Below are 24,629 nucleotides of genomic sequence, written 5' to 3' on the forward strand. Positions count from 1 at the left end.
GGATACTTAGAATTGGTAGTTAACTTTTAAGTTGAAGTAGCGCCCAGGCTGGCTGTAGGTCTCTTCGGTCACGCCCAGGTTAGACATCAAATACTTTGACTGACCGGCCACATCGGCATACTCCACATACTCAGTGTCAAACAGGTTGTAAACACCAGCACGCACGGTCCAGTTATCAGATAAAGTCACACTCGCAGTTAGATCAAATACCGCGTAACCGGCGGTATTAAATACCTCATTAAACGCTTCTCCAACTGGGAAAATGTTCAGATCAGTGGTTCTGTCCATCTTGTCTGCAAAACGCACGGTTAAGCCAAAGTCGGTTTCCTTGTTGGCAAGGTATGCATAGTAGTTCAGGCCAACATTACCTTTTAATGGGCTCACACTATTGAGGTAGTCACCGTTTTCATCTTCACCATGGGTGTAAGCTATGTTACCCCAGAGTTGAATATCATCATTTAACCATTGGCTGAACGATGCTTCCGCACCGTATAAGGTCACTTTGTCATAGTTAATATAGCGATACTCTAGCGAAGCAGGCGCAAGACAACCGAGTGGTCCGCCGCAACCTACAAACTCCCAATCAATGTAGTCATTAGCTTGGGTGTAGAAAGTCGTCAGTTCATACTGAGTATCACCATGGTGACCGCGCACACCAACTTCGATGGTGTGGCTAGACTCAGACTCTAGGTCATAGTTGGCTAAAATCTTTACAGGAAATGGCATTTTGCCATCTTTAACTTCTAGCTCGCCCCACTTTTGATCTGGGGTCGGCATCTTGTAACCGTATGCGTATTGCGCGTATACGTTAACGTTATCGGTCACATGGTAGACTAGGCCCAGTTTTGGCGACCAAAAACCATCACTCATCTCGGCAAAGTCTTCAGGATCACGTCCGGCAGCTGCAGCTTGCTGCTGATCAGGAGTATTCTTGAAATAATCGTAACGTAAACCAAGAATGGCATTTAGCTTGCCATCATAGAACGTCATGTCATCTTGAAAGTAGGCCCCGACACGCAGACTTTTGGTATCAGCAAAAGAGAAAGTATCGGTATCAGATGGATTCCAATTACCATTGCCATCAATAACTTGATAGTCACGTGGACGGCTCATTTCTGATTGCTCAACATCTAAACCATAAACCATATTATGATCATGGCCTGTCAGAGACAGTGATTTGCTGAATGTGCTGGCAAAGCCGATACGATACTCATCAAATTGATAGTCACGATGCTCATAAATATCACGCTCGTAACCTTGGCTGCCATTGTAGTAATCACGCTGCTCACTTTGATCAGTCTTACCATAGTACAGCACGAAATCGACATTATCGTGGATACCACGGTCTTTAGATGAGCGCAGGCGCAATGAAGTATTTAACACCTGAGTTTGACGGTCGTAGTCAACTGACTGAGTGTTATCTTGACTATCTTCCCAGCGGTCTAGCTGCTGGTTAAGGTAGTCAACGGTAAGCTGCAAATTAGTGTCATCGTTAAAATGGTACTTGCTCTTAACTAGGAAACTATCGGTGATTAAGTCGCTCAGGGGCAGCGTCTCATAATAGTTTTGCTGCTCTTCGCCGTAGCGGCGCTGGTAGCTCACTAGATTGTCAAAATTACCCGCGGCAAATGCACTAGTAAAACCACCACTATATTCATCGTTCATACCGGTGTAACCCGCGTTTGCAGAGAAATAGTAGTCACTGCCCTGTAGGTAATCATCGGCATCTTTTGAAGTCATAACCAAAACACCACCAAGGGCATCTGATCCATACATAGTTGAAGCTGCAGCTTTAAGTACTTCAACCTGCTTTAGGCCTTCAATCTCAGTTAAACCACGGCCGGTACCTTCAGCACCTGGGCCGAGTGGTGAGGCATATTGGTTATTGACCCTCACACCATCTTTGACCATCATGACGCGGTTGCCACCGATACCACGAATAGTGACCGAACTGGGTTTACCCGCACCACCTTTGACATCAACGGCAGCTTCGGTTCTAAACAAGGTTGAAAAATCAGTCGACATATTGCGAGCAATCGCTTCTTCGTCAATAACGACCACAGAACCGGCAACCTGATCGAGTGTCTGCTCCATACGAGAGCCAGAAACGACAATCACTTCGTGAAAATTTGAATTTGTTGTTACTTCTTCAGCCATGGCTTGTGGCGCTAAAACGGCTGCCACTGCGGCGCTGATCGCTTTGATCGAAAGCTGCTTCATTAATCGCAATCCTTAATTAAACCTTAATAGGAATTAATCTCATCTATGGAGGCGCAGGAGTCTACCATGAACAAAAATTAACGAAGCGATCACGATCCCATTCTTCAATCGTTACAGAGTAAATTTACCGGCTTTTCAGCACCTTTGTTAACGACGGGTAAATAAGCGAAAAACCAACAACATTAGCAAACGCTCAAGCATTTATTTGGACAACAAATGTATTAAGATGTATCGCACTTTATTCACCGGATTTAACACACAATTGCTGTTCATCAGCTTAATCAAAATGAACCCGCTCCTACTAACCATGTCACGACAATTGCCACATATCTTGCTGCTAGCTAAAAATAATTTAAAAAAATATCTCACTGAGCGTACATGTGTAAGCTAATGAAAAAATTACCTTTATTAATCTTATTGCCGCCACAAATTCAAACAACCGTTTAAAAAGGTTGTTTAGTGTTATTGATCTAGTTCTCATTTTATGACGTAATGTGATTATTATTTCTGGTCGGATGAGAATAAAATGAGTATAAGAACCCAACTTAAAAAGATAATGCCAAGCATTTCAACAACCGAACAAGAAGCCCTTGATGCGGGAGATGTATGGCTAGAAGGCTCAATTTATCAAGGTATTCCTGACTTCGATGCACTACGTGCTATCCCGAATGCCAAACTGAGCGCTGAAGAGTCTGCTTTTTTAGCGGGACCTGTGACAACACTGCTGGAAATGATTGACGATTTCGCCATTCAAAGCAGCAAGCACTTACCCGACAATATTCTCGACTTTTTGAAGGCCAACAAATTCTTTTCCCTGATCATTCCCAAATCGTTTGGCGGCCTAGAATTTAGCCCCTATGCAAATTCAACCATCGTTGCCACTATTGCGGCGAAAAGTTCTGCCGTTGCGGTCACGGTCATGGTCCCTAACTCGTTAGGCCCTGGTGAGCTACTGATGCACTACGGCACCAGTGACCAGCAGCAATTCTGGTTACCTCGCCTTGCTGAAGGAACCGACATCCCTTGCTTTGCATTGACCAGCCCTGAAGCAGGTTCCGATGCCGGCGGCATCCCAGATATTGGCACGGTCACTATGGGCGAATATCAGGGTGAACAAGTACTCGGTTTATCAATAACTTGGGATAAACGCTATATCACGCTCGCCCCCATCGCTACGGTACTCGGCTTAGCATTTAAAGTACAAGACCCTCAAGGGCTGCTGGGTCAGCAACATGATTTAGGCATTACTTGCGCACTGATCCCACGCTCGCACCCAGGTGTTGAGCTGGGCAACCGTCACGACCCAATGGGCGTGAATTTCTACAACGGTACCACTCGCGGCCAAGATGTCTTCATCCCAATGGACTTTATTATTGGCGGCCAGAAAAACATCGGCCGAGGTTGGGCAATGTTAGTTGCTTGCCTAGGCGCAGGACGTGGTATTTCATTGCCGGCCTTAGGCGTTTCAGTGAGTCAATGCTCATTTAAGTCATCGACTGAGTACGCGGCTGTGCGTGAACAGTTTGGCCTATCTATCGGTAAGTTCGAAGGCATTCAGGAAAAGCTCGCCGACATTGCCGGTAAAACTTACTTGCAAGAGTCGATGCGGGTCCTGACAACTGAAGGTCTGGGTATCGGATTAAAACCCTCTGTGGTTACCGCAATTGCCAAATATCATATGACTGAGCTCGGTCGCGATATTCTTAACTCCGCAATGGATATCCAAGCAGGTAAAGCAATTCAACGCGGCCCACAAAATACCTTAGCATCGGGCTATGTTGCGCAACCTATCGCCATTACAGTTGAGGGCGCGAATATCCTTACTCGAAATCTGATGATTTTTGGACAAGGTGTGATGCGTTGCCACCCTTACCTGCAAAACATGGTAGAAGCGATCCATAGCAACCATGACAATGCCGATAAAGTATTTAATGGAATTTTACGAAAAACTGTTGGCTACAGTGTCAACAATAGCTTGCGCGCACTGCGTCTAGGAGTACTGCCATTTACCGCTTCAGCAAACTCAAAGTTACCTGAAGTGGTCAGCTATGAGAAAAATGTCCATAAACTTGCGGCGAAACTTGCGGTATGTGCTGACTTTTCACTATTAGTGCTTGGTGGCAAGCTAAAGCAAGCCGAGATGCTATCTGCGCGCTTGGGCGATGTGATGAGCTATCTATACGCCGCCATGGCATCCATTCGCTACTATGAGACGAAACTCAGTGCTGAAGAGCGCGTTGAAGCCGCACCCTACTTCCATTATGCAACACGTTGGTCATTGACTCAGGCAGAGAATGCCTTAATGGCATTTTTAGATAACTTCCCAGCGTCTGCGCCGCGCAAACTGATGCGCACGCTAACGATGAGTTTTTCTCACAAAATGCCAAAGATTAACGATGACTTGGTACGCGAGCTTGCCGAGCAAGCTCAGCTGGACACTCAATTTAAACGTCATCTAACCCACTTAGTACAGCCTGTGGCTGGGGATGGTAATGACATCAATGAGCAGGCTTACCACGCCAAACTCGCCAGCTTACCTTTGCTGGCTAAAGTGAAAAAATCGCTTCGCCGAGGTGACTTTAAAGGCGGTGCACATTTTGCGGTGACATTAGAAAACGCCTTAGCTGCCAAAATCATCAACCAAGATGAGTTTAAGCAACTGATGGATTACAACAGCAAACGCCTGCGTGCAATTCGAGTCGATGAATTTGACTTTGACCTGAACCCTATTGTCGTCAAAGCCGATTTAAAAATCGCTTAACACTTAAAAGTTAAATGAAAGGCAGCCTTCGGGTTGCCTTTTTTTGTATCGACATCTGGGTAATCTTGCCCCGCTTACGGTGGCAATTGCCACAACTTGATATACCGCAATACCGCATTTAATCCGCACAATGTCAGCGATTTCACACCATGTACCCTCAGCCACCAGCAAAAAGCACAATAACGACATATCAATAACTGGGTATCAATAACTTGTCGGTTGATATTTAAGCAACTATCTTCAATGTAGGCAGTTGTTTTCTTAGTGTAAAGAAGCAGCTGTATCATAATAATGTCAGCTAATGATAATTATGAATACGCTGCCGTACTGAGCGAACGGTTAATACTTTCGATAATATTAAGGATGCATATATGAAAAAGATCAGCGTTGCACTTGTTGCCCTCATGCTTGCCGCGTGTGCTTCATCACCCGCCAATTGGAAAGGAATGTCTGAGCGCGAGATTGTTGATTGGAAAGAGATAGGATTTGATGCTGCCAAAGCCCAGGCTTGGCGCGGTGGTGGATTTACACCTGAGCTTTCCGAAATTTGGACTAAAGCCGGTTTTAGCTTAGAAGATGCTACCGCATGGAAAGGCCAATCTTTTAATGCAGAAGAAGCTAAGACTTGGCGTGGTAGTGGCTTTGATCTTGAAAAAGCTATCGAGTCTCGCGAACAAGGATTAACCCCGGTAAAAACCAACTAGCGCGGCCGTTATCTAGGCCCCGTTACCGCTTGAGCATCAACCAACAATACAGTTAGGCCATGTGTCCGCTACGTTTATCACCTTGATAAAAGCGTACCGACACATGGCCTAAAACAAGCAATCTAAAACATTGGATGATTCCAAGCTTAGGGTAAGTGCAGCACAATACTGCGATTATCAGGTTTGACTCGGCCACCATCGATGGCATCCGCCATGTGCTTGATGATTGGGCTGACCGTATTGCCCGACTTATCGGTCAAAAAATAACTATGGCCTTTTAAGTCCAATTTATTGTTAAAGTCATCACAGTCAACTTCGTAGACTTTATTAGGTAACCGAGATAGCTTCTCAGGCCCTGTCATCCCCATCCGCCGTGAAAGGGTTTTGTTACGGATATTGGCAAGTTTCGACGCCGGCATTGATAAATCATCATTGGCAAAATACACCACCACATTTCTGCTACTATCGACGATATGCCTGCCGGGCTGATCTTGCTCTAAAATCTCATTTTTGACATCCGCTGCAACCATAAAGGTGTTACGGAACAACTGCGGCATATTGCCCGCAGCATGCTTTTCCGACCAGTCGTTTAGCGCATTTTTAAGCACCCGGTTACCCATAGAGTGCGCCAACACATTGATTCGCTTAAGACAAGGCTCTGCTTGCTGCGCCTCAGCTCGGCGCCAACTATCAAATTTACCTAATAATCGCGCAAAAGCTGGACCGCTGGCATCTGCAGCATCTTGATCATCCCAATAGTCGTCAGCAAATGCGACTGCACTATCGTCATCACATGGCCAGACAAGCGGGATAACGTGCACTAGTCCGGGCCTTTCATTGTCCATAAGCTGTTGCAATTTAGCGGCATTATTGAAAATGTCCGGCTCCATATTATTGTTAAATCCATGAATATAGAACAGCAGCTGAGTCTCTGCTGGTAACGCTTTTAATCTTCTAAATAGTTCAGGGCTTTTAATCTCGACATAATCATCTTCACCGCGTCGTTCACAAAAATACAAATATTGTGCCGCAGCGGTATTGTCATAGTTGAAACTGATTTTTCGATTACGCTTTGATTTAGCTGATTGTTTTGGTGTGCGGCTGGTAATAAACAGCATCATCCACCTCCTTTTTAATTATGTTGGGCATCCTATTGCGATACAATGAGTAAATAACAAACATACAGTTTGGCGACCTTATTACCCATTGCATTAAAAAATAGCTGAGCAAATTGAGAACACCAACGACAACATCCCAATTTCAGCAATAATCAGTCTTTCGCCTACTCAAATAAAAAAAGATAGCCGGAGCGCAAAGCCCTATGGAAAACCTCAATTTAGATTTCAGCCAAACCGTCCATATTGATACCGAGCAGCAACCATGGCTGCCAAGCCCAATGCAGGGCGTTGAACGTAAACCATTAGCAAGGCAGCAGCAGGAATCAGGGCATGCAACAAGCATTGTACGTTATCTGCCTGGCGCTCGCTTTAAGCGTCACTTACACCCTTTGGGAGAGGAAATTCTGGTGCTATCGGGCACCTTTAGTGATGAGCACGGTAATTATGGGCCTGGCAGCTATATTCGCAACCCGCCTGGCAGTGCTCATGCGCCCTTTAGTGAGCAAGGATGCACTTTGTTTGTCAAACTAAACCAATTTGATAAACAGGATAGCGCCAGTGTGAGAATTGACACACAGACTACGCTTTGGCAACCGGGACAAGGCGGATTACAAGTGATGCCATTACACGATTATGCAGGTCAACACACGGCACTGGTTAAGTGGCCCGCTGGTGAGCGGTTTTTATCACACAAGCACTTTGGCGGCGAAGAGATATTAGTATTGAGTGGCTGTTTTGAGGATGAACACGGTAGTTACAACGCAATGAGCTGGCTGCGAAGTCCGCACTTGAGCCAGCATCAGCCTTTCGTACAACAAGACACCATTATTTTTGTCAAGGTCGGACACCTGCCAGTCAGCTAGCCGACACCGAACCTAAGAACTTTTTAATGGCTGTGTCATTACTTAACGCTATAGCCTTTAGCTTCTAAACAAGCTGCACGAGCACGCAGAAAATCTTGTTGTCCTTCGGCATTGCTTTGCTCAGCAGCCTGAACCGCCTGCTGTTCCGCCGCCACTTGTTGCTCTGCTTGTTGCTGGTTTGCACGGCGACTTTGGCGTCTTGCGGCGACTGCGCCAACCCAAGCACCATTTTGTGCCGCATCACTGCGATCATCATCTCCAAACTCTGCAACCACCGCACCGGTCGCGGCTCCCGCCATGGCACCGCGCATACCTGAACCTCGCTCTGCACCTTGATCAACCTCTGTAGTCGCTGGTGTTGCTGCAACCTGAGGGTTAGCAGGATCATAATGGCTTTGTTCTATCGCCCAAGCATCACAGCTTGATTCATCGAGTTGTTGTTGCTCTGCAGATTGACCTTGCTCTGGAAACACGAACTGCTCATTCGCACTGACGGTCTGAGTCAATGACGCGCCAAGTAAAAGCATCATGGTTAAGCCAAGTTTACCGATAATCGATGTTGCTAGATGAGATTGAGTCATAAAGATTCCTTTAAATGATATAGCTGTTTTGCAATCATCATTAGCAGAACAAGTGAGGCTTGCTCGCTAAACCGCGACAGTTCATTGCTTTGATTATTTAATCATCATTATAGTGTCATCATTTAAAACATAAACAGCAACCAATAGAACCAAAGGTTCTGAAATTCGGAACCCCTAATAATATAGGGGCGCAGCTTAAGCCTATAAGCTGGAACCATGTTCTAAAGTCATGTTCTAAAGCCATGTTCTAAAGTCATGACCTAAAAATACGGTGACATCCCCCAAGGCAGGTGGTTTCCGCTGACAAATTAAAATTCACTTCATCAGCCAGCAATGGGCACGTTGCTATTATTCACTATTGACCATTTTACTGACGCCAGTTTGCGCAGCCTGAGCGAGATCCATGTTGGCAAACTCGGCCACAATAAAATCGATAAAACGACGTTGCAATAATGGCATGAACTGATTGGAGCGGTACAACAACCAGCTGTGTACTTCATATACTGGCGTTGAAGCATAAACACATTTTAAACTTCCCAGCTTGACCATCGCATCACCAATATGGACAGGCAGAGCCACGATACCGACCCCAGCAATTGCCGCATTAAGTATCGCACCCACATCATTACTGGTGAACACGGTACGCATATTCTGCGGTTTGAATTTGCTTGTCAGCGGCATACGCAGTAATTCTCCACCGGGCATTCTTGCTTGAATATAAGGCAGTTCAGCAAGCTGCTCTATATGACTCGGTAGATTGTGTTTAGCTAAAAATTCACTACTGGCATATAAGGATAATTGTGCAGTTTTTAGTTTACGCGCAATCATCTCACTATCAGGTAAGCTTTCACCATAATGAAAACCAACATCGACATGCTTAGCAATGATGCTTGTCGTATCGTTACTACTTAGTATCTCAACGGTAACCTGCGGATGACTCGCCATAAAACGGTAAACAAGATCATTAATAGCATGGCTGTGAGCACTGGCCGCTAATTGCACCTTTAAATGACCACTGACTTGTTGTTTGGGAAACTTAATCGCATTGATGGTATCGTCAAACTGTTGCAACATTGAGATAGCGTTATCGTAAAACACTTGCCCTTGCTCGGTAAGCTGCAAGGCGCGAGGCTGACGAACAAATAGCTTGGCCCCTAAAAAATGCTCCAGTGCTTGTATTCTGCGGCTCACATTAGACTTAGGTAAATCCAATAACCCAGCAGCTTTCACTATGCTGCCACTGTCTACGACCTGAATAAACAGCTTAATGTCTTGAGTTTTCAAACGTGACCCTTTCCCAACCTATCACCCATCTAGTGTTCAAACCTATCACACTTAATGGCCCATTGGCATGGTCAACACCCGCTTCCATATTTGCTAATTAAGGAGTAATAGCAAAGATATTCCCGCCCATTCTAGGTTGGCATTGTCATGACGGTTTACTTCAAAATGCACTATGCTAAATTGGAATTAGTATCGACCAAACAAGGAAATGTCATGTCTGTAGTGAGAAATAAAATACTGATTTTATTTGCACACCCTTCACTTGAGCGCTCTGAAGTCAATAAACCCCTGTTTAATGCCAGTCTGCGCCATCAAGATGTCACCGCTATAGACCTTTACCGTGAATACCCCACTTTTGATATCGATATTGAAGTCGAGCAGCAACGTTTGTTAGACCATGATGTCATCATTTTTATGTTTCCACTATTTTGGTATTCAACCCCCGCTATTCTCAAACAATGGCAAGACTTGGTGCTTGAATATGGTTTTGCCTATGGAGCCAATGGCACTGCGTTAACGGACAAAGTTTTTTTCTGTGTCACAACCGCAGGTGGTGCTGAAGCAGCTTATCAGCAAGATGGCTATAATCACTTTACCTTAAGAGAGTTGCTTCACCCTATTGAGCAAACCGCCAATTTAACTCATATGAAGTACCTGCCTCCTTTTGCGCTATTTAGCAGTCGCAATGCTGCCGAACAGGGGCGGATAACCGAACATGTAGACCAATTTATTTCTCTGCTTACAGCCTGTGCTGAGCAGCGATTAGATATCCAGCATGCTGCCACTTTACCGCTGCTCAACCATGCACTGACTAGTGCCCATACCCCATTAACTGGCGAGTGAGGATTACACTATGACAGGCTATTTTATTGATGCATTTATCTACCTATGCGCAGCGGTAATTGCAGTCCCGCTAGCCAAGCGTTTTGGTTTAGGCTCTGTGCTGGGTTATTTGGTGGCAGGGGTAGTTATAGGTCCGATTGTTGGCAGTGAGAACACCAATAGCCTGCAACACTTTGCTGAGTTTGGTGTGGTCATGATGCTATTTTTGGTCGGATTAGAATTAGAACCCAAAAAACTGTGGGAAATGCGCAATCGCTTGATGGGTCTAGGTGGCCTTCAAATTGGCTTAACCACAGCAATCATTACTGCAGGCGGGCTATTTTTTGACCTTGGCTGGACCGTGGCGCTAACCATCGGCCTGATATTCGCGCTATCGTCTACGGCGATTGTGCTGCAAACCTTCAATGAAAAAAACCTCACTAAAACCGAAGGCGGCAATAACGCATTTTCGGTATTGCTGTTTCAAGATATTGCCGTCATTCCAATGTTGGCTTTATTGCCATTGTTGGCACTACCCGAACTCGTCGCACAAGCTCAGCATGCGACCGCGCAAGCAGCTGAACATCACGAAGAGTTATCATTAGTCGCAGGGCTACCGGGATGGGCATACGCTGGTGTGCTTCTGCTCGCTATTGGTTTTGTCGGTGTTGGCGGCCATTACCTCAGCCGGCCATTATTTCGCTATGTCGCGAGCTCAGGGCTACGAGAAATTTTTGTTGCGACGTCACTGATGTTAGTCATCGGCATCGCGGCGCTAATGAGCTTGGTGGGTCTCTCTCCAGCGCTCGGCGCATTCCTAGCCGGGGTGGTGTTAGCTAATAGTGAGTTCAGGCATGAACTTGAATCAAATATCGAGCCCTTTAAAGGATTATTGCTAGGATTGTTCTTTATAACCGTAGGTGCCGGTATTGATTTTGTCATTCTTGGTGAGAATTTATTGGTGGTTATCGCTCTGACACTTGCAGTCATGTTTATCAAAGCGTTGGTATTGTACGTGCTGGCACTCATCTTCAAAATAAAAAATAGCGATCGCTGGTTGTTTACCTTAAGTCTTGCTCAGGCGGGGGAGTTCGGCTTTGTACTACTAAGCTTTACCGTGCAAAACAACATTCTTCCCGGTGATATTGCCAAAATACTCTTACTGGTGGTGGCGTTATCGATGTTCTTGACTCCAGCTCTGTTTATCTTTTTCGACAAAGTGATTTTGCCTAAATTTGAACAAACTGAAAACCAAAGAGAGGCCGACGAGATCACCCACCAAGGCAGTGTGATTATCGCGGGAGTGGGTCGTTTCGGCCAGATGGTCAATCGTTTTCTCCGCGCTAACAAAATCGAAACCGTGGTACTCGACAGCCAAGTATCTCAAGTTGATAACTTAAAGAAAATCAATGTACAAAGTTACTATGGGGATGCGACCCAGCCAGATCTGTTGCATACCGCAGGTATCAGCAAGGCGGCCATGTTAGTCATTGCCATTGATAATAAAGAAGCCGCAATTGAACTGACAAAATATGTGAAGCACACCTACCCTAAAGTGAAAATTTTCGCTCGCGCATTCGACCGAGGGCATCACTTTGAACTTAAACATGCAGGGGCGGATTTTATTGTCAGTGAAACCTACCATTCAGCTCTGGAGTTAGGCAAAGAAGCGCTAATATCAATGGGCGTTCATCCTTATAAGGCAGAGCAGAAAAAGGCCACCTTAAGACGATTGGAGCTAAGCTACAAAGACTCTTTATTTGATCTTTGGCGCAACAATACTGAAGACAGTAAGTACAGTATTCACTTTAGAGAACTGTTTATTGAGCTGGAAAACGCTATAGCTAAAGCGATGAAAAGTGAAAACGTAGATGAACAAGCTAAAGTCGAGCGAGGCTGGACTCCGCCACCAAAGAACTACCTCGATGATTTCAAGGACTAAGCTGCTAATGCAGTGCTCAGCTGATGTGAGCACTGCACACGTATTAACGGTGTTCAGGACTGATGGCGGCGATTGCTGCAGCGAATTCTCCCATTTCAACCACAGTGTAACGACTCACAACTTTAGTATCGCTAGCAGGCTGATGCAGTAGACTCACCCCGTCACGGTATGCCTGCTTAGGCCGAATAGGTCTAGGCGTAAAGCCACCGCCGCAATTAGGACACACATTTTGTAATTGCTCAGCAACGCAGCGACGACAAAAAGTGCACTCGTAACTGCAGATCATCGCATCGGTAGAGTCCGGGCTAAGTTGCACTTCACAGCATTCACAGTTGGGTTTAATCATTAACATGTTTATGCCTCTATGTTTGCTCAGTCACTTACGGGTTGACGATATTAGTAATGATGTTGGTTTTTACCGAATTGGCGATAAAGCACTGCTCATGGGCTAAATGATGTAAATGTGCTAACTGCTCTTCACTGGGTTTGTCTGCGCCATTGTTATTGCTAAATACCACTTTAGGATTTAGCACTACTTCAGTCATGGCCAGTTTCCCTTGCTCATCCTGCGCCATTTTTCCGCAAGCATTATCCTCATAGGACTGCACGATGTAACCCGCCTTTGCGGCAAAGTGCAGCAAAAATAGCATATGGCAACTGGATAATGAGGCAACAAATGCTTCTTCAGGATCAACCGCATTTTCATCAGAAAAGGGTAAAGGCACAATATGTGGCGATGACGATGCTGCGAGTTCAGCGCCACCATCGAAGCTCCACGTATGGGCTCGACTGTAGCGACCTTTTGTAAAATCATCCTCATCACTGTGTTGCCATTGAACTCGTGCATTGTAACTCGCCATATTCTATTAACCCTCTACTTTAACTCGATTTGTTATCGAATTATCCCTTGAAGCTTAGCCATTAATAAAGCAATATTATTTCACCAGCTATTAAGTAAAACTCACATCATGTCTACTCACTACTCACTCGCCGCTATTCAAACCTTTACTGTTGTTGCCCAAGAGCTGAGCTTTAGTCGCGCTGCAAGCCTACTCAATATTACTCCCAGTGCCGTTAGCCACCAGATTAAACTACTGGAGCAACAATTAGATGTGAGTTTATTTCATCGAAAATCCCATGGTGTCACACTTACAGTTGCCGGTGAAAATTTGCAAAAATTTGCCACCATGGGCATACAAAACATTCAACACGGCGTCCACCAAAGTCAATTTGCTAGCCAAAGAACCCGCTTAGTGATAGCGGCAATCCCCTCGTTTTGCCAACGTTTTTTGATCCCTAAGCTCAGTCACTTTCAAGCCCAGTATCCCGACATCGAAATAGAAGTTATTGCCCTAGATAAGATAGTCGATTTCAATACTACCCAATGCGACGCCCATATTCACTTCGGCAGTGGCGACTATGCCAATTTGCACAGTGAGTGGCTTGCAAAGGAGTCAGTCTATCCCGTGTGTCATCCTGCACTACTCAGCCATCAGCACATAAAAAACCAAAAGGCTAGCCACGCATTACTGCACAATCACACATTACTGGGATATCGCGCTGGTATAGAAGATGCGCCGGGAGGTGTCAGTTGGCCAGCTTGGTTTAGTCAGTTCAACATAGAAAGAGCTAGCAACCAAAATCAGCAGTGGTTTAGTCAAGTCTCGCTGGCGCTGACTGCCGCTGAGCACCAACAAGGAATTGTACTTGGTTGGCATCACTTGCTAGGCACTGCAATGACTGATGGTAAGCTTGTACGCATAGGAAATGCGCAACTTGATACCCAATTTCAATATTATCTGGTGGCGCCACCTGCACATTGGCACAAACCAGAATTAAAGGCCTTTCACCAGTGGCTCAAACAACAATTTGCTCACTAATAACTGCTATTTCAGCCACAAAAAAACCACTTTAAAAAGTGGTTTTTTTGTCTTACTCCCGCTTGGGAGTGTTAATTAGCAGGCTAGACCAGCTTCATCTCTTGCACAATTTCATGGGCAATTTCAGGCGTAGTGCTTACCGGCTTTTCATGTAGGTCTGATTTAAGCTGACCTTTGCGATGCTTTAATGCTGCATCGAGTTTTTTGGCTGCTGATGCAATAGCGGGATACATCACACTATTACCACCAGAGGCGGCTATTCGGCTTCCTTCATATTTGGTACTGATTTCAACCTGAAACTCGCCGTGCTCTTTCGAGATAATGATGTCGAGCGAAATCAAGGTTGGGAAATGTGTCTCGATTTTGGAAAACTTTTCGTTCACATGTTCTTTGATTGAATCGGTAATATCAACGTGGTGACCAGAAAGATTTATTTTCATAGGTTTTCCTTTTAAGAATTACTTCACTAATAGAACTGGGGACGCTCAACTGCAATCTCAAGGCCTATTAAACACTTTTTTATGTCTTACCCAATAACTCCCTGCATTTAGTGAATTTATGACATTTGTATCAATGTGCTTAACTCTACTGTGCACCTAAAAAAGCGTGCTGACAATCGAATTTGCATGATTTTTTGTTTAACTAATCAAAATCTGAACAACTAACAACGGATCAAGAATAGTTCATAAATCACATTTGTGTGCTTGTTCAGATAACATTCAGCTTAATTAGTTTATTATTCCACCATCAAAAACTTGGGGGAGTTAATTATGCAGGTCAATCAAAGTGTACAAAGTGTCAATCAGGTCTATTCGCAACCCGCGGTAACCCCAGCAGCAAACAGCGCCAATACTGCCACTCGCAGCAATACAGCGGCGCATGCTGATACCGTAACAATCTCTGCGCAAGCTATGGCATTGAGCCGCAATGATCAGTCAAGTTTACCAGGCACACTGCCCGCATTGCCTAACAATGGCGATAAAGTCGATGCGTATGTCGACTACAAAAAGGCCCAGATGCAGTACCAAGTAGCCTCAGATTTAACCGGAATTGCAACTGGCACTGGTAACGGTATTTCAGCGCCCACGGCTTACTATCTAAACAATAATGATGATGCCCGCTCGGCAGTGGTCAATCAGCAAGTTCAACAACAAAACCTCGCTGCGATGCAAGCATACGCGACCGCTAGCGACAACGCCCAGCAGTGGTATGAAGAGTAGTTGACACATTTCCCCCACACAATAGCGTACACCAAGAGCCAGTCCATACTGGCTCGCATCACTATCCCCCACCCAAAATAATAAGCAATCACTTTAGCAACCAGCCAAATATTGGACTTTGGCGTCCCCACAAGCCTATTTGAATTTGTAAGCTGCAATGCTAGGCTAGCCCTTTTGCGCCAAAGGCTTGCTATGTTGTTCTCATCAAAATTAACTTGGGCTAATCGCCAAGACACTAACTTAGCCACACCACAGGCATGGTCACGGCAACATGAGATTAGTTTGCAATCAGGTCAGATACTTGAGTGTTCGAGTGCAGCCGCTTTTAATGGCGATGCAGATAAGGCTAACCCAGAGGAGTTATTACTTGCTGCAGTCAGCAGTTGCCATATGTTGAGCTTGCTGACCATTGCAGAGAAAAAGCGCTGGCATGTTACTGCATACAAAGACTGTGCCCAAGCGATACTTAGTCGCAATGCTCACGGTTTGCAGTATATTAGCGAGATCACTTTAGCCCCTAAAATTAGCTTTGCAGCTAGCTCTCCAACAAGTGACCAGTTGGAAAAAGCCCATCAATTAGCGCATCAACATTGTTTTATTGCCAATAGCATTAAAGCTAAGGTGATCATTAATCTTGATTAATGGCCAAAGAAGCCGTACTACTCATCTCGCCATCGCTCCATCACTTCGACCACTTGTGGTAAGCATTGATTGACAAACGCCTCTGCTAGTTGGGGGTCAAAATGGCCACCAGCTTCAGTTTTTATTAACTCTACCGCTTCTTCAACACTCCAGGCTCGCTTGTAGGGGCGGTTACTGGTTAGGGCGTCAAATACATCGGCGACCGCTACAATACGGCCCTCTAAAGGAATGTCGTTACCCGCCAAACCGTTAGGGTACCCAGAGCCATCCCATTTCTCGTGATGAGTTAACGCCACAACCTTAGCAACCCGCAGCAATTCAGACTGATCATCGCCGAGAATCTCCGCACCAATCGCAGCATGGGTTTTCATCACTTGCCACTCATCGTTATCGAGTTTGCCGGGCTTTTGTAATATCGCATCCGGAATGCCTATTTTGCCCACATCATGCATAGGGGCGGCGGCTTTTAGCAATCTAGCATCGGTTTCATCCATGCCGACAGCCAGCGCTAGCAAATAGGTATAATGGCTCATTCGAATAACATGCAAGCCGGTTTCATTGTCTTTGTATTCAGCAGCTCGGCCTAGTCTCTGAATCACCTTTTTTTGATTGTTAGCCAAATCAGCTGTCGCTTCGCGAACTTTTCTATCTAACTCGCGGTTTTGATTGTAAAGCGCCAAATGCGTACTGACCCTAGACTTAACAATAGGTGGGCTGATAGGTTTAGTAATGTAGTCAACTGCACCTAATGACAATCCGTGCAGCTCATCTTCTTGGGCTATTTTGGCTGTCACAAAAATAATCGGAATGTGCTTTGTCAGCGGATCAGCTTTTAGCTGTCTACATACCTCGTAACCATCAATACCAGGCATCATGACATCCAATAAGATCAAATCAGGCGGGCTGGCTAGACGGGCAATTTTTAAGGCTATCTCACCGTTTTTTGCCGCTTTGACATGGTAATCCTGCTTTAATATTCCCACCATGACATCAATATTTTCAGGGGTGTCATCAACCACTAAAATGGTCTCTCTCTCTAAAGCTTTGTCCATATACGCTTTCCCCTTATTGTTTATCAATGGCCGCTTGCAACTGGGCGACTATCTCTATTGCTTGATCATACTCATAGTCATCTGTCGCACTGCAAAGCTGTTTAAATAACTGTGCAGTCGCTCCTTGCCCTAAAAACGCTAAGTCAGTTAAAATATAGTCATTAATTTCTGCATCGTAGTTCTCTAGCATAGACAACAACTTAGCTAACATAGCTTGACTTTCATCGCTAGAAACACTCATCGTGGGCTGCTCGTTTTGTTGCACGCTAAGCTCAAGAAAAGTGGCGATTTCTTGTTGTACCAGCAATAACTCAGCCAACACCTGTGGCAAATTCTCATCACCCAATGACGGCGCCTCAGCTTCAAGTTTAGCAGCCAAATCAGCTAAATTTTGTGCACCGATGTTGCCAGCAATCCCTTTTAAAGTATGAGCAACTCTCTCACAGGTTGTAGCATCTTTTTTACCAATCGCGTCAACATACTGCTGTTCAAAAATTTCTGTGGTCGTATTAAATCGGGCCATTATTTTTAGATACAACCAGACATCGTGACCGGTACGAGCAAACCCAGCTTGGTGATCGATATGAGTAAAGTCAAACGCTGGCAGCTGCATTGCAGGCCGAGTTGGTCCGGCCCCTTCAACGCTGACTGGGTTAGCAGGCGTAATCCACTTGGCCATGGCCACAAACATGTTATCAACGTTAATTGGCTTAGCGATGTGATCGTTCATACCCGAACTGATGGCTTTTTCGCGATCGCCAGCCATCGCATTGGCCGTCATCGCCAATATGGGTAAATCGGCAAATTGAGGCTGCTTCCTAATTGCTGCAGTAGCGGTGTACCCATCCATTACTGGCATTTGGCAATCCATAAGCACGCCGTCAAACTGCTGCTTATCAAGCCACGCTAATGCCTGCTCGCCATGCTCTGCAATGGTGACTTTAATGGCATGTTTTTCGAGTAAATCCTGAATTAATTCTTGGTTGAGGTCGTTATCTTCGACTACCAATACCTGACTGCCGGCTAATGACGCAATCGCTCGTTCGGTGATCTCTTTCTTATCCGCCCGACGAGATTGACTGCTCACTTCCGCGCCTAATGCTTGCATAATGCTATTGAGCAAATTTGATGAGGTGACTGGCTTGGTCAAAATCTGACTCACCTGCATATCTTTCGCGGCAACAACGAGCTCTTCTTTCCCAAAGGCTGTCACCATGATGACTTCATTATCATAGCCTTGCTCACGCAGGGCCATTAAGGTTTCAATGCCGTCAAACACCGGCATTTTCCAATCCAGTAGCGTGACATCAAAGTCTTGCTCAGCGGCAAGTTGTAATGCCTCATGGCCACTTTTCGCCACCTGATAATTGATGCTGAAACTCTCTAACATGTTGGCAAAAATCTGCCGTGCACTGCTGTTATCATCAACAATGAGTACCTTGACTTCATCAATATTGATTGGCAATCGTTGCATTGACGGCTCTTTGTTTACCTCGGCTTTATCTACCGCGGCAAAGGTTAAATCAAAGTAGAAGCGGCTACCTTGGCCAAATTCGCTACTAAAGGCGATTTCGCCTCCCATCAACTCTACCAAGTTCTTACAGATCACCAGTCCAAGTCCGGTACCACCATGTTTACGGGTAACAGAGCTATCAGCTTGGGAGAATGCTTTAAATAGACGACTGCTTTGCTCGGCATTCATACCAATGCCGGTGTCAGTCACGGAAAAAGCTAACGTCGCATTGTCACTACTCACACTGGTGGCACTGACCTGAATCACCACTTCGCCTTGCTCGGTAAACTTGATGGCATTATTAACTAAATTGGTGAGGACTTGGCCAAGCCTTAATGGATCGCCAATCAATAAGCTGGGAGTATTGGCTTCAATATCAAATAGCAGCTCTAGGCCTTTATCTTCCGCTTTAAAACCGACTAAGTTAGAGACACCTTCGAGCACATCTTCGAGCTTAAACACTATGTGTTCAACATCGAGCTTACCCGCTTCAATTTTAGAAAAATCAAGGATGTCGTTGATGATCCCCAGCAGTGATTCGGCTGAGCGGTTGACCTTGGTAATGTAATTACGCTGCTTAGGATCAAGCTCTGTATCTAACGCGAGGTGAGACATACCAATAATGGCGTTCATTGGTGTGCGGATTTCATGACTCATATTGGCCAAGAACTCGCTTTTTGCTTTATTGGCACTATCGGCCTTTAATCTTGCTTGCTCTAACTCTTGCTCTAACTGTTTAGATGCATCGATATTGACGTGAATACCACTGATCCGCAGCGGTCGATTAAACTCATCCCTTTCAAATACTTGGCCGACGTTAAGAATCCACTCATAATGACCCGCTTTATGTCTTAAGCGCAGTTCATGTCGATAGATTGCTGAGCGCTGCTCAATATGCTCTTCCATCGCCTGGATATGCTGTTCTAAGTCATCAGGGTGAATTAGCGATAACCAGGTTTTATCCGACGCTTTAAGCTCTGACCATTTCGCATCACTGACACACAAATCAGTCATCTCATAACCTAACATTTGTGCATAAATATGATTAATGACGGTTTTATCTTCTTGTGGGAATGTATCCCACATACCAAGTTGCGCGCTGGTAGAGGCAACTTCTAAGCGCTCTTCTGATTCATGTAAGCGCAACTCAGCCTGTTTTTGTTCGGTAATATCGAACAAGCTGCCATCGATATAATCGGGTCCACCATCAGTCGACCTAGAAAATTGTGCCTTAAGCTGACCGTACCTAAATTCGCCTTTGGCATTATAAAATCCCATATCGAGTGAAAATGGGATACCTTGTTGTTGCCCTTTCTCCATCTCTCTCGACAGTTCAGCGACATAACGTTCATCGACAATTTCTAACAAACGAGCTTTAGGCGGACTGCACAAGAAATCTTCTTTGGCATAACCGGTAATACTTTCAATGGTAGAGCTGGCATATAGCATTTTCGAGTTACGCCAATTCTCTTTGAGTAAAAAGCGAAACACCGCCCCTTGAATATTATTAGCCATCGACTCGAACTGATCTTGATTATTCTTTAACTGCTGGCGAACTTTCTCTCTTTGGGTTACATCTAGCAGCGAAATACGGTGCTCCTCAACCTTGTCTGACTCATCGGTTTTAGTCACCACATTAAGCGATGCAACAACAACTTCGCCACTGGGCTGTTCAATTTCAACTCGCACATCAGTACAAGGCTCACCCCGCATGATACGGGCAATCAGCTGTTGACGTTGTTCAATTCGTTGATGATTTTCTTGACTAAAAGTAAATACATCAGAGAGTGTCAGCCCGCTAAATTCATTGCGATCTTTACCCACCAAACTCGCAAAAGCCAAGTTGTGTTTAGCGATCTGTCCATTGGGCTCAACAGAAGCGTAGGCCACAGGTGAATTCTCATATAAATCCCACAACCTTTCTTCACGCTCTTGCAGCTCTGTAGTGCGCAACTTTACTCGGCTTTCCAGCTCGCTATTGACCTCAATCAACTGATTGTGCACTTGTCGTGCTAACCATAGCGATGCTGATAGAATCAGCGCTATCAGCACCATCACGCCCACAATGACCCCATACACTATCTTTTTAAAGTCATCGTAATTACTGCGGGCCTCTTTGAGCGACATTTCGGCAATAATCCCGAAACCGTAGCGGTCACTCCAACGCCAAGCACCGATAACTTCTACACCACGAAAATCTATATAACCTTCAAAATCATAGCCCCGTTGATGCTGACTAACTTGTGCCGCACTTTTCGTTAGCGGCCCTAAGGTTTGCTGATCTTCTGGGTTAGCCGCCGACAACTCTCGACTAGGCTCAGATATGGTTAAATTAAGTACACTGGTTTCATTTACGTCCAATAAACCGAGTTCATATAGTTCACTGGCAAACCGACTTTCAGATAGGATTTTGCCTTGCTCATTAACAAAGTAAGAATCACCGGTATCCCCCACATGGCTGCGACGGGTCAACAGTGCAAATTCTTTAAATGGATTGATACGCAAGATAAGTAACGCAGGAGTGTGGCCACCGCGCATCTCAATCGGACTGATTACGAACATGGTGGGCGTTCCTGCCTCCTCCATGCCATCAACTGAAGGCAAACGCACTTCGGACGGAATTGGCGGCGTTAATACCACCTCTCCCGCAAACGCGCGCGCAACTAAACTTGGAAAATAACGGTAAACAATACTCTGTGCACCGAGCGGTTCGTCTCGCAGCGAGGCGATATTGACACCGTCTGGGGTAATAATAGAAAAGCCAAGAGAGCCAAATGGCTCGCTATAACGGGCATAAGCCGATCTCGCCCACTCAACATGAGAGCTTTGCAACAAAGATTCTTTATCTTTTGGCAGCTTAATCATATCTTCAACATGATCATGCAGTAGTGGGTTGATAGCCACACTGAGGACTCTATCTTCCCAGCCTTCAGCCCAAGCTTTAACGGCCGCATCCGCCGTATCAACAATGCCAATAAGCGACTCGCCACTTTTCTCTCGCTCGTGCCGGTCTGCTTCAGACAGACCGATCTCGGCCAATGTAAAAATAATGGCCACGAAAATCACTAAACCTAAAGCCGTTATCTTTGAGTAACGCGACAATTCATAGAGCTGTTGATTGCCGCGAAAAAGTAGCTGACGCAACCGAGCAAACACCAAAACTAATGCGACAACTAACACACCTAAAATTATCAATAACAGGTTTTTTTCCATGTCGCATTACCTTTATCTAGCTAGTATGTATTTATGACAAAATCACTTACTCAAATGTCACTGTAACGTTAGTTAGGTTCTTTTCATCATTGACTTGCATGTCAATATCGAGCCCCTGCACTTCGGCTAACAGCTTAGCCGAATAGGTCCCAAGGCCCGCACCTGTCGCCGTATGAGTCGTCACCCCTTTATCCCAGAAGCGGTTACGAATTGTTGAGTCTACGGCACCAATATTTTGAACCTTCACCGACAACGGCGTGGTTAAACTCAAGGTAATCGATACCCGAGTTTTATCGGGGGCCGCCTCACAAGCGTTCTTAATCAGGTTAAAAAACAGTGAGTAACATAAGATGGGGTCAGCATTGACCGTAAAGGGGTGCTCTGGTTCTTCCTCAAACGGTTCAAGAAAAATCACCTGATTTTTTTCTGCAAAGGTTTTTTGCATCAAGGTGACGATACGTTTGAGGGTGTCATGTATCGAAAATGCCTGCGGCTGATGCACAAAACGGCCCGTTTCAATTTTTATCAGCTCGCTCGATAAAGTCACCATATAAGATAGCTGCTGAGTTAAGTTATCGAGTTGCTCTAAATTGTACTTGCTCTCTTTTGGGGTTAGATGCTCATTATGCATCGCCTTTACCGTGGCGATTAACGCACCAATTGGGCCTTTTAAATCATTATTGAGGATCGTCTCTACGCTTTCTTGTAGTCGTTGTTTCTCTTTTAAGTCATCATAGTCAGCTTGCAGGCTTTTATGACGCGCCATGTAACGCATCAAATTGGCGATGCGTAACTTTAAAAGTTCTGGTTGTATAGGTTTAGTGACGTAATCGACTGCGCCACCCTTTAAGCCCTGCAGGTTACTTTCCATATCCGTCAGTGCGGTAATGAAAATCACTGGAATATGCTGTGACTGCGGATGTGTGCGCATTTTCTCAATCACTTCAAAGCCACTTAATCCTGGCATCATCACATCTAGCAGAACCAAGTCAGGCGGCATATCGCCCTGCACTATCGCCAGTGCTTTCTCACCGGATTTTACGAGTTTGACGTCATAATCTTGTTTCAATAATCCACCAATCAAGGTTAGATTATCACTGCTATCATCGACCACTAATACCGACTGACGAGCTTTTTTACTATTGGTCTCATTATCTTTTGCTGCAGCCAGTCTATCGGTCAGACGGCCACCTTTTAGAGCAGAAGTCACGCGCTGCCTTAACATCCCCACTGTGAACGGCTTGATCATTAAGTCAGTCACGCCGGCTTTAATCGCCATGACCATCTGTTCACGCTCTGCATCCGCAGGGGTCATGATAAACGGAATATGCTTTAATTTCGGGTTGCTGCGAATTGCCTTAAGTAGCTCTAGGCCATCCATTTTCGGCATTTCCCAATCGGAAATAATTAAATCTACCTGACGTTCGCGCAGATAAGCCAGTGCCTGCATACCGTTGTCGGCTTGCTTAACATTACCTACCCCAAATCGGCGCAGTTGATCTGAGGTGATGCGGCGGATCACATCCATATCGTCGACAAGCAGCACTGTGTACTTATTTAGATCCATCGCAACACCTTTCACTTACATCACTTAAAGAACGCTTATTAACAATATCTATTCTGCAGGTATCTCTATGTCATCGCCGTTTTCGGCAACGGTATCAATCCAAGCAATAAACAACTTATAGCCAAGAGCTAGCACTACGGCACCAACAAATAAGCCGACAATTCCAGACATCATCATGCCGCCTAGTGCACCAAGTAGAATGACCAACATTGGAATATCAACGCCTCTGCCCATCAGCAAAGGCTTTAATACTGCATCACTCGCACTTACCAATATGCCCCATACCATGAAGATCACCGCTACCGTTGAAGATTCAACAGAGAACACGTATGCCATCAGCGGCCCAAGAATTAAAATAGGCGGTAATTGTATAATGGCTAAAATAAGTACCGCTAACATCCAGATACCGGTACCGGGGATACCCACAACAGCCATACCAACACCTGCCAGTACCGACTGGATCACTGCAACCCCTATTACCCCTTGCACAACACTGCGAACCGTCGCCACACCCAAAGAGGTAAACCCTTCACCTCGACCAGGCGCTAAACGGTTAGCTATTTTATGAAACACTTCTGTCGCGCCTTGGCTATTTTTCATAAACACGCCAGCGATAATAATAGAGATAACAAACTGCAAAACGGTGAAACCTAGGCTTCCAAGCGCCGATGCAGCTTTACCTCCATACTGCTTAATTTGAGGCGCGTAAGTTTTAATCACCCCTTCAAGGTTAGATGAGGCTTTGCTCCATATTTGATGTAACGACTCTCCCACTAATGGTAGCTCTGCAACGGCGTCTTTTGGTGGTGGGATCACTAAAGTTCCCTCTTGAATTTCACCGATAAACTCTTGAGTTCCGCTAAAAAGCGCACCAGAGAACATAAATGTGGGCACCAACAGCGCTGCGAGAGCAATAATCGTCACCAATGCGCTAGCGCGTCCAGCCGTCATTTTCATACTGCTGCTGACCTTCATCACTAATGGATACAAGGCTATAGCGATGATCCCCCCCCACACGATTGGCATAATAAAAGGACGAACAATTTGAAAGCACCAAATCAATACGACGAATAGCAAACCTATCTTAATAGCTGCATCCATCGCATCGTGGCTAAATGTCGATGTTTTCTGCGGGCGGGGTTCCATATTTCACTCCTGAAATAAGTTAATTTGGTTGTTTTAAAAACAATAACTCCAAGCTATAGCATACTTAGCCTGTTATCAAGCTGTTATACTCTGTTATTGTT

Annotated in this window: 19 protein-coding genes; 8 read left to right on the forward strand and 11 right to left on the reverse strand. The window is 45.2% G+C overall.

All coding sequences use genetic code 11. The annotated features are described in order from the left end of the window. Positions 1–6: 6 nt before the first annotated feature. Positions 7–2,220 (reverse strand): TonB-dependent hemoglobin/transferrin/lactoferrin family receptor, encoded by a 2,214-nt coding sequence (locus FLM48_RS14825; protein WP_179025165.1) that lies wholly within the window; start codon positions 2,218–2,220, stop codon positions 7–9. Positions 2,221–2,746: 526 nt separating this feature from the next. On the opposite strand from FLM48_RS14825, the gene FLM48_RS14830 reads away from it, so the two are divergent. Both FLM48_RS14830 and FLM48_RS14835 read left to right on the forward strand, forming a co-directional pair. Further along, complete coding sequence (locus FLM48_RS14830; RefSeq protein WP_179025166.1) at positions 2,747–4,981, forward strand: acyl-CoA dehydrogenase; 2,235 nt, start codon at positions 2,747–2,749, stop codon at positions 4,979–4,981. A gap of 371 nt (positions 4,982–5,352) precedes the next feature. Further along, positions 5,353–5,685, forward strand: coding sequence for a hypothetical protein (locus FLM48_RS14835; RefSeq protein ID WP_028773959.1), 333 nt, complete (start codon positions 5,353–5,355; stop codon positions 5,683–5,685). Positions 5,686–5,831: 146 nt separating this feature from the next. On the opposite strand, the gene FLM48_RS14840 is transcribed toward FLM48_RS14835, so the two are convergent. Beyond that, on the reverse strand, positions 5,832–6,806 hold the full coding sequence (locus FLM48_RS14840; protein ID WP_218645300.1) for an alpha/beta hydrolase: 975 nt from the start codon (positions 6,804–6,806) through the stop codon (positions 5,832–5,834). A gap of 200 nt (positions 6,807–7,006) precedes the next feature. Between FLM48_RS14840 and FLM48_RS14845 the strand changes: the two genes are divergently transcribed. Further along, positions 7,007–7,666 (forward strand): cupin domain-containing protein, encoded by a 660-nt coding sequence (locus tag FLM48_RS14845; RefSeq protein WP_179025167.1) that lies wholly within the window; start codon positions 7,007–7,009, stop codon positions 7,664–7,666. Between the two features lie 38 nt (positions 7,667–7,704). Here FLM48_RS14845 and FLM48_RS14850 read toward each other — a convergent pair whose 3' ends face one another. Together FLM48_RS14850 and FLM48_RS14855 are read right to left on the reverse strand one after the other, a co-directional pair. After that, positions 7,705–8,247: a hypothetical protein gene (locus FLM48_RS14850; RefSeq protein ID WP_179025168.1), complete on the reverse strand. Its 543-nt coding sequence runs from the start codon at positions 8,245–8,247 to the stop codon at positions 7,705–7,707. A gap of 348 nt (positions 8,248–8,595) precedes the next feature. Then, positions 8,596–9,531 (reverse strand): LysR family transcriptional regulator, encoded by a 936-nt coding sequence (locus FLM48_RS14855; protein ID WP_028773963.1) that lies wholly within the window; start codon positions 9,529–9,531, stop codon positions 8,596–8,598. Between the two features lie 213 nt (positions 9,532–9,744). Between FLM48_RS14855 and FLM48_RS14860 the strand changes: the two genes are divergently transcribed. Together FLM48_RS14860 and FLM48_RS14865 are read left to right on the forward strand one after the other, a co-directional pair. Continuing rightward, a complete protein-coding gene (locus FLM48_RS14860; RefSeq protein ID WP_028773964.1) occupies positions 9,745–10,374 on the forward strand; it encodes an NAD(P)H-dependent oxidoreductase in 630 nt (209 codons plus the stop codon). Positions 10,375–10,384: 10 nt separating this feature from the next. Beyond that, positions 10,385–12,295, forward strand: coding sequence for a monovalent cation:proton antiporter-2 (CPA2) family protein (locus FLM48_RS14865; protein WP_179025169.1), 1,911 nt, complete (start codon positions 10,385–10,387; stop codon positions 12,293–12,295). A gap of 43 nt (positions 12,296–12,338) precedes the next feature. Here the strand turns inward: FLM48_RS14865 and FLM48_RS14870 are convergent, their stop codons facing one another. Both FLM48_RS14870 and FLM48_RS14875 read right to left on the reverse strand, forming a co-directional pair. Then, a complete protein-coding gene (locus FLM48_RS14870) occupies positions 12,339–12,647 on the reverse strand; it encodes a DUF1272 domain-containing protein (RefSeq protein WP_179025170.1) in 309 nt (102 codons plus the stop codon). Positions 12,648–12,675: 28 nt separating this feature from the next. Beyond that, complete coding sequence (locus FLM48_RS14875; RefSeq protein ID WP_179025171.1) at positions 12,676–13,155, reverse strand: OsmC family protein; 480 nt, start codon at positions 13,153–13,155, stop codon at positions 12,676–12,678. A gap of 108 nt (positions 13,156–13,263) precedes the next feature. Between FLM48_RS14875 and FLM48_RS14880 the strand changes: the two genes are divergently transcribed. Continuing rightward, positions 13,264–14,175, forward strand: a complete 912-nt coding sequence (locus FLM48_RS14880; protein ID WP_179025172.1) for a LysR substrate-binding domain-containing protein — start codon at positions 13,264–13,266, stop codon at positions 14,173–14,175. A gap of 83 nt (positions 14,176–14,258) precedes the next feature. Here the strand turns inward: FLM48_RS14880 and hpf are convergent, their stop codons facing one another. Continuing rightward, positions 14,259–14,615, reverse strand: coding sequence for a ribosome hibernation-promoting factor, HPF/YfiA family (hpf, locus tag FLM48_RS14885; protein WP_028773968.1), 357 nt, complete (start codon positions 14,613–14,615; stop codon positions 14,259–14,261). Between the two features lie 330 nt (positions 14,616–14,945). Between hpf and FLM48_RS14890 the strand changes: the two genes are divergently transcribed. Both FLM48_RS14890 and FLM48_RS14895 read left to right on the forward strand, forming a co-directional pair. Next, positions 14,946–15,395 (forward strand): hypothetical protein, encoded by a 450-nt coding sequence (locus tag FLM48_RS14890; RefSeq protein ID WP_179025173.1) that lies wholly within the window; start codon positions 14,946–14,948, stop codon positions 15,393–15,395. Positions 15,396–15,587: 192 nt separating this feature from the next. Continuing rightward, positions 15,588–16,037, forward strand: a complete 450-nt coding sequence (locus FLM48_RS14895; protein WP_179025174.1) for an OsmC family protein — start codon at positions 15,588–15,590, stop codon at positions 16,035–16,037. A 17-nt stretch (positions 16,038–16,054) separates the two neighbouring features. Here FLM48_RS14895 and FLM48_RS14900 read toward each other — a convergent pair whose 3' ends face one another. From FLM48_RS14900 to FLM48_RS14915, 4 genes are read right to left on the reverse strand one after another with little or no spacing between them, the layout of a single operon-like run. After that, on the reverse strand, positions 16,055–17,089 hold the full coding sequence (locus FLM48_RS14900) for an HD-GYP domain-containing protein (RefSeq protein WP_028773971.1): 1,035 nt from the start codon (positions 17,087–17,089) through the stop codon (positions 16,055–16,057). Positions 17,090–17,102: 13 nt separating this feature from the next. Continuing rightward, on the reverse strand, positions 17,103–21,815 hold the full coding sequence (locus tag FLM48_RS14905; protein ID WP_179025175.1) for a response regulator: 4,713 nt from the start codon (positions 21,813–21,815) through the stop codon (positions 17,103–17,105). A gap of 46 nt (positions 21,816–21,861) precedes the next feature. Continuing rightward, entirely contained in the window at positions 21,862–23,382 is a 1,521-nt protein-coding gene (locus FLM48_RS14910; protein ID WP_179025176.1) for a response regulator, read from the reverse strand. Positions 23,383–23,430: 48 nt separating this feature from the next. Beyond that, positions 23,431–24,528, reverse strand: a complete 1,098-nt coding sequence (locus tag FLM48_RS14915; protein ID WP_028773973.1) for an AI-2E family transporter — start codon at positions 24,526–24,528, stop codon at positions 23,431–23,433. Positions 24,529–24,629 lie beyond the last annotated feature (101 nt).

The sequence above is a fragment of the Shewanella sp. Scap07 genome (genome assembly GCF_013394145.1).
GTDB lineage: Bacteria > Pseudomonadota > Gammaproteobacteria > Enterobacterales > Shewanellaceae > Shewanella > Shewanella waksmanii.

Bases quoted from the DNA above. Each gene is read 5' to 3' on its own strand.
- FLM48_RS14825 (WP_179025165.1), bottom strand. From the start codon at position 2,220: ATGAAGCAGCTTTCGATCAAAGCGATCAGCGCCGCAGTGGCAGCCGTT.
- FLM48_RS14830 (WP_179025166.1), top strand. From the start codon at position 2,747: ATGAGTATAAGAACCCAACTTAAAAAGATAATGCCAAGCATTTCAACA.
- FLM48_RS14835 (WP_028773959.1), top strand. From the start codon at position 5,353: ATGAAAAAGATCAGCGTTGCACTTGTTGCCCTCATGCTTGCCGCGTGT.
- FLM48_RS14840 (WP_218645300.1), bottom strand. From the start codon at position 6,806: ATGATGCTGTTTATTACCAGCCGCACACCAAAACAATCAGCTAAATCA.
- FLM48_RS14845 (WP_179025167.1), top strand. From the start codon at position 7,007: ATGGAAAACCTCAATTTAGATTTCAGCCAAACCGTCCATATTGATACC.
- FLM48_RS14850 (WP_179025168.1), bottom strand. From the start codon at position 8,247: ATGACTCAATCTCATCTAGCAACATCGATTATCGGTAAACTTGGCTTA.
- FLM48_RS14860 (WP_028773964.1), top strand. From the start codon at position 9,745: ATGTCTGTAGTGAGAAATAAAATACTGATTTTATTTGCACACCCTTCA.
- FLM48_RS14865 (WP_179025169.1), top strand. From the start codon at position 10,385: ATGACAGGCTATTTTATTGATGCATTTATCTACCTATGCGCAGCGGTA.
- FLM48_RS14870 (WP_179025170.1), bottom strand. From the start codon at position 12,647: ATGTTAATGATTAAACCCAACTGTGAATGCTGTGAAGTGCAACTTAGC.
- FLM48_RS14875 (WP_179025171.1), bottom strand. From the start codon at position 13,155: ATGGCGAGTTACAATGCACGAGTTCAATGGCAACACAGTGATGAGGAT.
- FLM48_RS14880 (WP_179025172.1), top strand. From the start codon at position 13,264: ATGTCTACTCACTACTCACTCGCCGCTATTCAAACCTTTACTGTTGTT.
- hpf (WP_028773968.1), bottom strand. From the start codon at position 14,615: ATGAAAATAAATCTTTCTGGTCACCACGTTGATATTACCGATTCAATC.
- FLM48_RS14890 (WP_179025173.1), top strand. From the start codon at position 14,946: ATGCAGGTCAATCAAAGTGTACAAAGTGTCAATCAGGTCTATTCGCAA.
- FLM48_RS14895 (WP_179025174.1), top strand. From the start codon at position 15,588: ATGTTGTTCTCATCAAAATTAACTTGGGCTAATCGCCAAGACACTAAC.
- FLM48_RS14900 (WP_028773971.1), bottom strand. From the start codon at position 17,089: ATGGACAAAGCTTTAGAGAGAGAGACCATTTTAGTGGTTGATGACACC.
- FLM48_RS14905 (WP_179025175.1), bottom strand. From the start codon at position 21,815: ATGGAAAAAAACCTGTTATTGATAATTTTAGGTGTGTTAGTTGTCGCA.
- FLM48_RS14910 (WP_179025176.1), bottom strand. From the start codon at position 23,382: ATGGATCTAAATAAGTACACAGTGCTGCTTGTCGACGATATGGATGTG.
- FLM48_RS14915 (WP_028773973.1), bottom strand. From the start codon at position 24,528: ATGGAACCCCGCCCGCAGAAAACATCGACATTTAGCCACGATGCGATG.